At 67.3% G+C, this 9,523-nt stretch carries 8 protein-coding genes; 4 read left to right on the top strand and 4 right to left on the bottom strand.

The features are described from left to right. From KUM49_RS13740 to KUM49_RS48275, 4 genes are all read right to left on the bottom strand, one after another. Positions 1 to 353, bottom strand: a 353-nt coding sequence (locus KUM49_RS13740; RefSeq protein WP_217237090.1) for an alpha/beta hydrolase, incomplete at its 3' end; no start/stop codon positions are given. Positions 354 to 610: 257 nt separating this feature from the next. Beyond that, entirely contained in the window at positions 611 to 1,672 is a 1,062-nt protein-coding gene (locus tag KUM49_RS13735; RefSeq protein WP_217237089.1) for a hypothetical protein, read from the bottom strand. 76 nt (positions 1,673 to 1,748) lie between these two features. Then, entirely contained in the window at positions 1,749 to 2,216 is a 468-nt protein-coding gene (locus KUM49_RS13730; protein WP_217237088.1) for a hypothetical protein, read from the bottom strand. 677 nt (positions 2,217 to 2,893) lie between these two features. Continuing rightward, entirely contained in the window at positions 2,894 to 3,340 is a 447-nt protein-coding gene (locus KUM49_RS48275) for a hypothetical protein (protein WP_254401200.1), read from the bottom strand. On the opposite strand from KUM49_RS48275, the gene KUM49_RS13725 reads away from it, so the two are divergent. From KUM49_RS13725 to KUM49_RS13710, 4 genes are all read left to right on the top strand, one after another. Next, a complete protein-coding gene (locus KUM49_RS13725) occupies positions 3,339 to 5,024 on the top strand; it encodes a DUF1998 domain-containing protein (RefSeq protein ID WP_254401199.1) in 1,686 nt (561 codons plus the stop codon). The genes KUM49_RS48275 and KUM49_RS13725 overlap by 2 nt on opposite strands. A 1,036-nt stretch (positions 5,025 to 6,060) precedes the next feature. Beyond that, positions 6,061 to 7,155, top strand: coding sequence for a transcriptional regulator (locus tag KUM49_RS13720; protein ID WP_254401198.1), 1,095 nt, complete (start codon positions 6,061 to 6,063; stop codon positions 7,153 to 7,155). Between the two features lie 207 nt (positions 7,156 to 7,362). After that, complete coding sequence (locus KUM49_RS13715; RefSeq protein ID WP_217237087.1) at positions 7,363 to 8,595, top strand: cytochrome P450; 1,233 nt, start codon at positions 7,363 to 7,365, stop codon at positions 8,593 to 8,595. Positions 8,596 to 9,086: 491 nt separating this feature from the next. Then, positions 9,087 to 9,523 (top strand): condensation domain-containing protein (locus tag KUM49_RS13710; RefSeq protein WP_217237086.1); only part of this gene is annotated, 437 nt, incomplete at its 3' end.

Genomic DNA, 9,523 nt, shown 5'->3' with positions numbered 1-9,523 from the left:
ACCACGGCGGCCCCCGCGCCCACGGCGAGTTCGCGCACCAGCCGGTCGTGGGTGTGGGCGTTGCCGAACACCCAGCCCGCGCCGTGGATGTAGATGATCACCGGCAGGGTGCCGGAGGCACCGGCGGGCTTGACGATCCGCGCCCGGACACTGCCCGTCGGACCGCCCTGGACGGTGATCCACTCCTCGTCGGTCTCCGGCTTGTCGATCTCGCCGGACTGCACCTCGTCGACCGCCTTGCGGCCCTCCGCGGGCGGGAGGTCGAAGAGGTACGGCGGATTCGCGGTCGCCTCGGCGAACGCGGCGGCCGCGGGCTCCAGGACCGGCTGAACCGGAAGGGCGGCGTCGGACATGTGACTCTCCTGAAGTGTCGTGCTGAAACGCGGGTTCTCTCACCGCGGGTACTCCGCCCAGCACGCTAGTTCCGGAAATCCGACCCGCCTTGCCCATGAGCGCACCGGCGCTGACCTCACAGCGCACCGTTGCGCCCCCTGTGAGGGACATGCGGCCGGTGCAGAAGGTCAAGCCGGGGGCGCCGACGGCCCTGCTGGCGCGGGCCGGTCTGTGAGAAGGGCGGCCCGTGCGGCGTCGGTGGTGTGGCTGAGGTGGGTCAGCACGTGAGGTCGCCGGTGAGCCCCGGCTCGTTCGCGCCCGTGGAGAGCAGGATCTGCTTGACCTTCCCGGTGTAGGCGCCCACCGCTCCGTCGTCGGTCGCGCCGTCGGAGTAGTAGATGGCGTGTGCCCATGGTTCGGCGTCCTTCTTGACCTCGGCGACCACGCTTTCCAGCCGCTCGCTACCGAAGTTGACGTTCAGACAGCCGCCCTCCAGATACGACCAGTCGGCGTTGATTCCCTCGGTCTCCTCGTCCGCCGAGGCGTCGGACGGGAGAAGGGCGAGCACGGCGTCACGGGCCCGGGCCTCGCCGACCGGCGAGGCGAACACGACGTCCACGTTGATGAGGTGCTTCTTGAGGCTTTTCGCCGGCGGCACGGTGGCGCAGACGACGGCGTCGTCGGAGAGCCGGTAGGCGACGGGCTCTCCCGTCGGCTGCCCCGTCTGGGTGGCGCAGGCCTTGGACCAGGAGACCCGCTGGTAGCGGGCCTCCCACCACGACAGCGGGGAGGCGAGACCCCGTCCGCCCCGAGGGTCCTGGGCGGGGCCGCCCAGCGTCTGCTTCGGCAGTGCGGCCTCTTCGTAGGGGGCGACATGGGGGCAGAACTCCTCCCGCAGGAAGTCCGCCATCGCGGCAGCCTGCTCCTCGGACGCGCCCGCGCTCACGTCCGAGGCCTGGAGCCCTTCCCAGGTGCGGTGTCCCACGGCCACGTTCCGGCACGTCTCGACCTGCGTGCTCGCCAGCCTGCGCCGGGCCTCCAGGTCGGTCGCGACATCCACGCCCAGGCCGTAACCATTGGCGTCACCGACCTCGCCGAGCCGGTTCACCAGTGCGTCGTCCACATCAGCGGTACGGAGGAAGTCGACGACCGACGTGTCGTCGTCCGCGGCGGGCTCGGCCGCCTCGGGTTCGTCCGGCTCGGCTGAGCGTGCGCCCGCTTCCTCGGCGGTCGACGAGGCGGTCCCGGTCGAAGCGTCGTCATCGCTTCCGCAGCCGGCGAGCGTGAGTGCCGAGACCATCAGCAGTGTGGTGGCGAGGGTATGACGGGTACGGAACACCGGGCTGGACTCCGAGGCGCTGGTAACAGGACGGGGCGTACGGCAGGCAGGGTTCGGGGGCTCGGGGCTCGGGGGCCTACGCTCCGCCGAGGCGCCGTACAGCTGCCTTGATCGCACCGAGCTCGCTCATGAGCCGGTCGACGGCGGCGTCCAGGAGCAGTACCGGGTCGTGCGCGGACCAGAAGCGGACGACCTCGACCAGTTCGTCGTCCCAGTAGGTGTCGGGGTCGTTCACCGGCAGTTGGAGATGCCGGGCCAGTTCCACGAACCCCGGGCCGGGAACCCGCGAGTCCTGTGCCACGACCAGAGCCGAGAGCATGGGCCTACCGTGCTCCACCTCGTACATGCTGACGTGCCCGAGCGCCGGGAACAGCGTGCGGAAGGGCGGCCGACTCATACCGCTGTGGTGACCCTCGGGGTCGATCAGCAGTCCCAGTTCCTTGTACGTCAGGCACGCTGCGCGCGGCTTCGCCAGGTCGGCCTCTCGTGCGCGGGTGCTCAGGACACGGTGAATGTCGCGTTCCGTCGGTGTCAGGGTGATCACGAAGACTCCCGGAGTCAGAACGGCCCGTGGGCCGTGCGTTCGTAAACGGTGGCCCGTAGGCAAGCGGCAACTGTAGGCCCTGGCGCATCAGTGGGGAAGTAGGGCCATTTCATTTCAGGGGATGTTCGGGCCGCGTCGGAGGGGAGCCGAGCCGGGCCGGACAGGCCCTGGCCCGCACCTGCCCGACGGTGGCCCCCTACCTCCAATGGCCCCCGCCACCTGGGGACACCCTCGCACCCGTGCCTATGTTCGCCTCGGTGTGTCCGACCGGAAGGCTCCCCATGGACCAGCAGATCGTGCAGCTGAAGATCCACCCCGGCCTGCTCCGTGTCGACCTCGACCGTGAGCCCTTCTGGCAGCCACCCTCCACCCTGACCTCCCTGGGCCTGACGGACGACGACGCCTGGCGGCTGGTGCAGGAACTGCTGCGCACCGTGCGCAATCAGGGTGCCCTCACCATGCCCGAGGACGTGGACGCGGGCGACGAGGTGTTCGCTCCCCGCCGCGGACCCGTGTGGGTCCGCTCCAAAGGGTCCGACCCCGCGCGGAAGGTGATCAGCTGGCTGCCCAGCGCCGCGGGCGTGTCAAACCGCCGCGTCGACTACCTGGAGCGGGTGCTCGACGCACTCGGTCACCCGGGTGACCGGCGAGCCGCCGCGCTGGAGACACTGAGCCGCCTATGGACCGACCTCAGCACCGGACACCTCGCCGACTGGCTGCCGGGGGAGAGTCAGCCCGGGATCGGCGCGGTCCGCCGCCTCGACCATGCCTGGCTCCGGCTGCGGCCCGTCACCGTGGAAAGCGAACCCCTCCACGCATGTGACCGCTGCCGCCGCGTGGTCGCCGTGTCTGTGCGGGGAGTCTGCCCGACACTGCGCTGTACCGGCCGCCTTGAGGAGTACAAGCCCACCAACGAGTCGGACGGCGGCCACCTCCGCCGCCTCTACCTCACCTTCGACCCCGTCCCGACGCGAGCCCAGGAACACACAGCGCAGTGGACCGACGAGAAGGCCGCGGAGATCCAGGGCGAGTTCGTCCGCGGGCAGGTCAACGCCCTGTCCTGTTCCACCACCTTCGAACTCGGCGTAGACGTCGGAGTTGCAGGCCGTCGTCCTGCGCAACATGCCACCCTCCACGGCCAACTATGTGCAGAGGGCTGGGCGGGCCGGGCGGCGTGCGGACTCCGCCGCCCTTGTCCTCACCTACGCCCAGCGACGCCCCCACGACCTCTCGCGGTACTCGGAACCCCAACGGATGATCCGCGCAGGGGAGGTCCGGGCCCCGATCGTCCCCGTCGACAACGTTCGGATCGACCGCCGCCACGCCCACTCCATCGCCCTCGCCGCCTTCTTCCGCGCCATGAAGGAGGAACGGCGCCGCATCTGGCGTACGGCGGGCGAGTTCTTCCTGCCCGACGACACCACCGGAGAGATCGCTGCCCACGCCGTGCGCGACTGGCTGACGCCTGTTCCGGGCAGCGTCACCACCTCTCTCCGCAGGGTTCTTCCCGAGAACGTCCAGGACGAGATCGGTGTGGAAACGGACGCTTGGGTCGGCGAACTGGACCGTCTTCTGAGGGCCGCGCAGCAGATCCTCGACCAGGACGTCATCGCCTACAGCGAACGCCGTGACCAGGCGGCCGCCACCCGCAAGTACCGGCTGGCGGAGGTGTACCAGAAGGTCATCCACACCCTGACGAAGCGCGACTTGCTCGGCGTGTTCGCCAACCGCAATGTACTCCCCAAGTACGGATTCCCCGTGGACACCGTCGAACTGCGCATCCCGCAGGACGGCGGCGCCGTCGCCGGCCAACTCGAACTCACCCGCGACCTGAGTGCCGCCGTCCATGAGTACGCGCCGGGTGCCGAGATCGTGGCCGGCGGCCGCCTGTGGTCCTCCGCAGGCGTCTACCGCCTGCCCGACCGCGAACTGGTGAGCCGTCACTACACGGTGTGCGGCGCCTGCGGGCGCTACGGGGAGGCCACCGAGCCCGTGGATCCCACCTGCACGGCCTGCGGCGCGGTGTCCACCACCGCTCCGCGCCGGTACATCGAGCCCGTCTACGGCTTCGTGGCCGCACGCGGGGCCCAGCGTCGGCCGGGGCAGGCCCCGCCGCGACGGTCCTGGTACGGCGACGTCCACATGTCCACCGCCACCGCCGACGTACGGGACGGGGTGACGGCTTTCGCCTCCGGGCACACCACGGCCTGGCCGGCGGGAGCACGGGGCGAGATGGTCGTCGTCGCGGAGGGGCCGGGCGGCGCAGGCTACGAGATCTGCGACTGGTGCGGCTGGGGCCGTCCGCACGCCCGGGCGGGCAACCGGCGTGCGGGTCACCCGCACCTGTTAAAGGACGCCCAATGCACCGGTCCGTTGCGGGTCGTCTCTCTCGCGCACCGCTATCAGACCGACTTCCTCCAGGTCCACCTCGACCCGTTCACCGCCCTCTCAGCACCGCAGGAACGTCTGCGTTCCGGCGTCTACGCCCTGCTGGAAGGCGCGGCGACCCACCTGGAGATCAGCCGAGACGACATCGACGGCACGGTCCACACGGGCACCGACGGAATGCCGTCGCTGCTGCTCTTCGACACCACACCGGGCGGCGCGGGGAACGTGGTCCGGATCGGAGATCATCTCGACCGGGTCGTAGAGGCCGCGCTCTCCCGCGTGAGCGCCTGCGAGTGCGGCCTGGAAAGCAGCTGTTACGCATGCCTGCGGAGCTTCCGCAACGAGCGATTCCACGAGCTGTTGAGTCGCCGTGAGGCCATCGAGCTACTCGATGCCTTGGCAGGCGCGAGGGTCCGTTGAACGGGGCGGAGCAGTGTGTGACCAAACGACTCTCGGACAGCCGGGGTGCCGAAGAGGTGTCACGGCACGCTCACCTGACGGGGCTCTCAGTGCGATCCGAAGCGCCAATTCGCAACCCGAGCATGTCGACAGCTCCATCGTCCACCATGATCGAGCCCTGGGCGACACGTGCCTGGAGAAGGATCTGGCCGCCCATAAGACCACCAGCGAGATGGAGCCCGAACCGATCCCGCCGGCCTGGAACATCACTAGTCACCCCTTGGGGAGGGCATGGCCCGGCTTCCTCGCAAGGTCATTATCAGATATCAATGTGGAATTCAACCGCCTTTTCGAAGGTTGCCCCAGCCTTCTCGCTGCGGGTGTCCACGCTATGAGAGTTCTCAACCTCGGCCCCGGTGGTGCGGGCCGCATTGATTACCGACTCCGGTGACGGGCCCCGGCAGCCCGGTGCTTACGGCATTCAGACCCTCTCGTTCGGGAGCCCTCGCTGGATGGCGTTCAAGTGCTCCCATGCCGCAGTTGAACGCCAACGCCCATGCGGCACAAGGGGGATCGCCCCTGTGGCGCTTGCGGATGATTCGTTCCCACTATGGAGTAGATTGCGAGATTGGAGGTTGATCGTCCGGTAAGCGCGATATCCCGCCACGGACCCGAAGGAGCGAAGCGACGCCAACCCTCGACAGATCCGCGCGGACGACGGACCATGTGATCGTGTTCGAACGGGAGTTGGATGCCTCCGTGGACTCGCGGAGCAGCGCTGTCAGGGGAGACGGGTCGCCGACCCGTGTGGCGACCGCGTGCGCGGTGCGGGGTGAGTGTGGTGCTCGATTTCGGCGCATTCGATTGCGATGGGGTATTTGTCGCCCACGGGGAGTGGGGCCGCTGTAATCCTGCTTCGCATTCCGCTCGAATGCCCCGAATACCCCGAATGCTAATTCGTGCATGCCCGTAGGTAGTGACGGGTGCGGTTGTTCCATCTGTGAAAGCATTTCGCAGCAAGTGATGCTTATCGTCAATTCCGGGCGGGGGAGTAAGCATGAGACGATACGATACGATCGATCTTTTAAAATCCAAGCCGAAAGGTGGGAGTGCCGACCTGGCCGAATCGGCATCGACTGCCGGGAGTAGCGAGCGAGCGATCATATCGGTTCCCATTTCGTTACTACTTCCCGGTGATTCCCCTCGCCTTGGAGGTCATGATGCGGATCACGTCGCGCGGCTGGTGGAGCTGGACACCAAACTTCCGCCCATCCTCGTACATCGGCGGAGCATGAGGGTGATCGACGGGCTTCATCGGCTCATGGCTGCCTTCCTGAAGGGCGATGAGACGATCGATGCCGAGTTGTTCGACGGCACTGCCGACGACGCGTTCCTGCGGGCGGTGCAGGCGAATGTCACGCACGGTCTTCCGCTTTCCAGGGAAGACCGCCGGGTCGCAGCCGCGCGGATCATCTCTTCCCACCCTGAGATGTCGGACCGTGCGATAGCACGGGTCGCGGGCCTGGGAGCGAAGGCCGTCGCCGCGGTCAGACGCAGCGCGCTCGACACTCCGTCGGTGCGGGCGCGTATCGGCCGGGACGGCAAGGTGCGCCCGCTGAACAGTGAGGAGGGCAGGAAGCGCGCCGCTGAGCTGGTTGCGGAGAATCCGCAGGCGTCGCTGCGCGAGGTGGCGAGGCGCGCCGGTATCTCGCCGGCGACGGTGAGCGATGTCAAGAAGCGGCTGCTGTCCGGCGAGTCCCCGCTGCCTGAGCGAAGACCCCAAGCGTCCAGGGACGAAGCTGAAGAGTCTGTTGCAACGCTTCCTCAGCAGTTGACCGAGCAGAGTGCCGGACGGAAAGTGCGGCACATCCAACCGGATCCCGCCTCCTTGGTGGAGCGGCTCCTGCGTGATCCGTCGCTGCGGCACAAAGAGGAAGGGCGGCACCTTCTCAGGGTTCTGCAGCAGAATGCCATGGTCGAACAGCGCTGGGCGAGATTGGCTGCTGCCGTTCCCTCGCACTGCGGTGGGATCATCGTCGATCTTGCCCGGCAGTACGCCGAGACCTGGACGGAGTTCGCCAGTGAACTGGACAGCCGTATTGTCGGTGACTCCCCTCAACGAGGAGCCAGTTCGTTAGCGCCTAGAGCATAGATTTCGCTACGGCAGGGGAGCGAACACGGCGCGAGTGACCTTCGAATGCGCTGGGTTCGTTTCCCTGTTTTCTTATGTCGCGGTTCCGAAATGCGGGCGACCTTGACGTTCCAGCGCCTAGCGTGCCAGCGTACGTTTCCTGCGGCCAGTCGCCGTTTCTGCTAATTACCGGTTCTCGAACTCGAGCGCATTTGGAGAGGTGCCCGCATGCAGGGTGATTCGTCTCAGAAGGCACCCCGGATCAATCTGGTGGATCCCGCGCTGTATGCGGACGGCGACCCCTTTGAGCAGTGGCGCTGGCTGCGTGCGAATGCCCCGGTCTACTGGCATCCGCCCACCGAACTTCCCGGGTTCTGGGCGCTCACCCGATACGAAGACATACGGACGGTCTACCGCGATGCGGCGACCTTCAGCTCCGCAAGGGGAATTCTGCTGCGGCCGGCCGAGCACGGGGAGGATCCGGGCGGCGGGCGCACGCTGGCGTTGACGGACGCACCGCGGCACCGGCAGCTCAGGGGGCTGGTCGACGAGTGGTTCGCGCTCCGCTCAGTGCGGGGCTTCGAACCGGAGATGACGGAGGTCACCCGTCGGGTCGTGGACGAGGCCCTGGAGTCGGGGACGTGCGACTTCGTGACAGACGTCGCCGCCCGTGTGCCGCTGTACGTGATCTGCCGCATGATGGGCGTGCCCAGCTCCGACTGGGACCACCTGTTCAAGCTCACCAGTCAGGCGTTCGGGGCCAGCGATCCGCTGACCCAGAGGTTCGCCCATCTGGACATCATGAGCTACTTCGAGGAACTGCAGGCGGCGAAGGCGGCGAATCCAGGCGACGACCTGGTGAGCATTCTGGCTACGGCCGAAATCGACGGGGTGCGGCTGACCCCGGACGACATCCTCCTCAACTGTGACAACCTGCTGGTCGGCGGCACGGAGAATACGCGAATCGCGGCAGCCGGCGGCATGCTGGCGTTCCTGGAGCACCGGGACCAGTGGGAGGCGCTGGCGAAAGAGCCGGAGCTGCTGCCCTCGGCGGTGGAGGAGGTGCTCCGCTGGACGTCCACCGCGACGCACATCATGCGCACCGCGGTGCGCCCCATAGAGATCCACGGGAACCAAGTGGCCGCAGGTGACCGCGTCACGCTGTGGCTGCCGTCCGCGAACCGCGACGAGAGCATCTTCGACCGTCCCGACGAGTTCGACATCCGCCGCAAGCCGAACCGGCATCTGGCCCTGGGTTTCGGTGAGCATTTCTGTCTGGGAAGCGTGCTGGCCCGGACCGAATTGCGGATGCTGTACCACGAGTTGTTGCACCGCGACATGCAGATCGAACTCGTGGACACACCGACCCGCCTGACGTCGATCGTCGTCAACGGCCCCGAGACGCTGCCGGTCCGGCTGACCGCCGGCCCGGGCGCGCGCCCGCAGGCGGCGACTGGATAAGCCGGCGAGCGAGGCGGTGAAGGTGAACGAGCCGTCCGCCGCACCAACGCCGCCTGTTCGAAGATCCACTGTTGACCGTACAGACGCGGGCCTTGAGACTGTGTGGTGTCGGAGTGTGAATTCCGAATTCGTCGGATCGCGCACTGCGACATGTCTCCGAGGCCCGCACTTCCATGTTCAACTGCTGCCGGAGCGCAGTTGAACATGGGGGGCGCTGATCACCAGGATTGATTGGGCATGCGGACTGGCCCATGGTGAACTGGGTCCGCCCGAGGCTGCCGCATGAACCTTTGTGGTCGACCGGCAGGTCGTCGCTGCCTGGCCGGGGAGTGGTCGAAATGAACTGGCTGCATGGAGAGTAAGTGCATTCGATGATGGACCTGCCAGTTCGGTTCTTACTTGCCTCGATTACAAGTTGCCCCTGAGGGTTCGCCCTATCTGAGACGCGGTGTGAGCCCTGCCGCGGTTTTTTGTAAACAGGAGGAATTCCGATGATCCCGTTGTCGTATGCGCAGCGCCGGTTGTGGTTCATCGGGCAGTTGGAGGGTCCCAGCGCGACGTACAACATTCCGATGGCGGTGCGGTTGTCGGGTGGGCTGGACCGGCGGGCGTTGGAGCGCGCGCTGTTGGATGTGCTGGGGCGGCATGAGGTGCTGCGGACGGTGTTTCCGGTGGCGGACGGGGAGCCGTATCAGCAGATCCTGTCGGTGGAGGAGTGTGGCTTCGAGCTGGCCGTCACCGAGGTGAGTGAGGACGAGCTCGGCGGTGCGGTGTTGGAGGCGGTCCGGTATGCCTTCGATCTGAGTGCTGAGATTCCGCTGCGGGCGAGCCTGTTCGGGGTGGGTCCGGATGAGCATGTGCTCGTGGTGGTGGTGCATCACATTGCGGGTGATGGCTGGTCGATGGGGCCGTTGGCGCGGGACGTCTC

This window comes from Streptomyces sp. AC555_RSS877 (assembly GCF_019049245.1).
Classification (GTDB): domain Bacteria; phylum Actinomycetota; class Actinomycetes; order Streptomycetales; family Streptomycetaceae; genus Streptomyces.
Note: the sequence above shows the minus strand (reverse complement) of the source record. Positions and strands in the feature narration are given on the sequence as shown.

What these genes read in the sequence shown, in the direction of transcription:
- KUM49_RS13725 (WP_254401199.1), top strand. Translation starts at nt 3,339, where the DNA reads ATGCCACCCTCCACGGCCAACTATGTGCAGAGGGCTGGGCGGGCCGGG.
- KUM49_RS13720 (WP_254401198.1), top strand. Translation starts at nt 6,061, where the DNA reads ATGAGACGATACGATACGATCGATCTTTTAAAATCCAAGCCGAAAGGT.
- KUM49_RS13715 (WP_217237087.1), top strand. Translation starts at nt 7,363, where the DNA reads ATGCAGGGTGATTCGTCTCAGAAGGCACCCCGGATCAATCTGGTGGAT.
- KUM49_RS48275 (WP_254401200.1), bottom strand. Translation starts at nt 3,340, where the DNA reads ATGTTGCGCAGGACGACGGCCTGCAACTCCGACGTCTACGCCGAGTTC.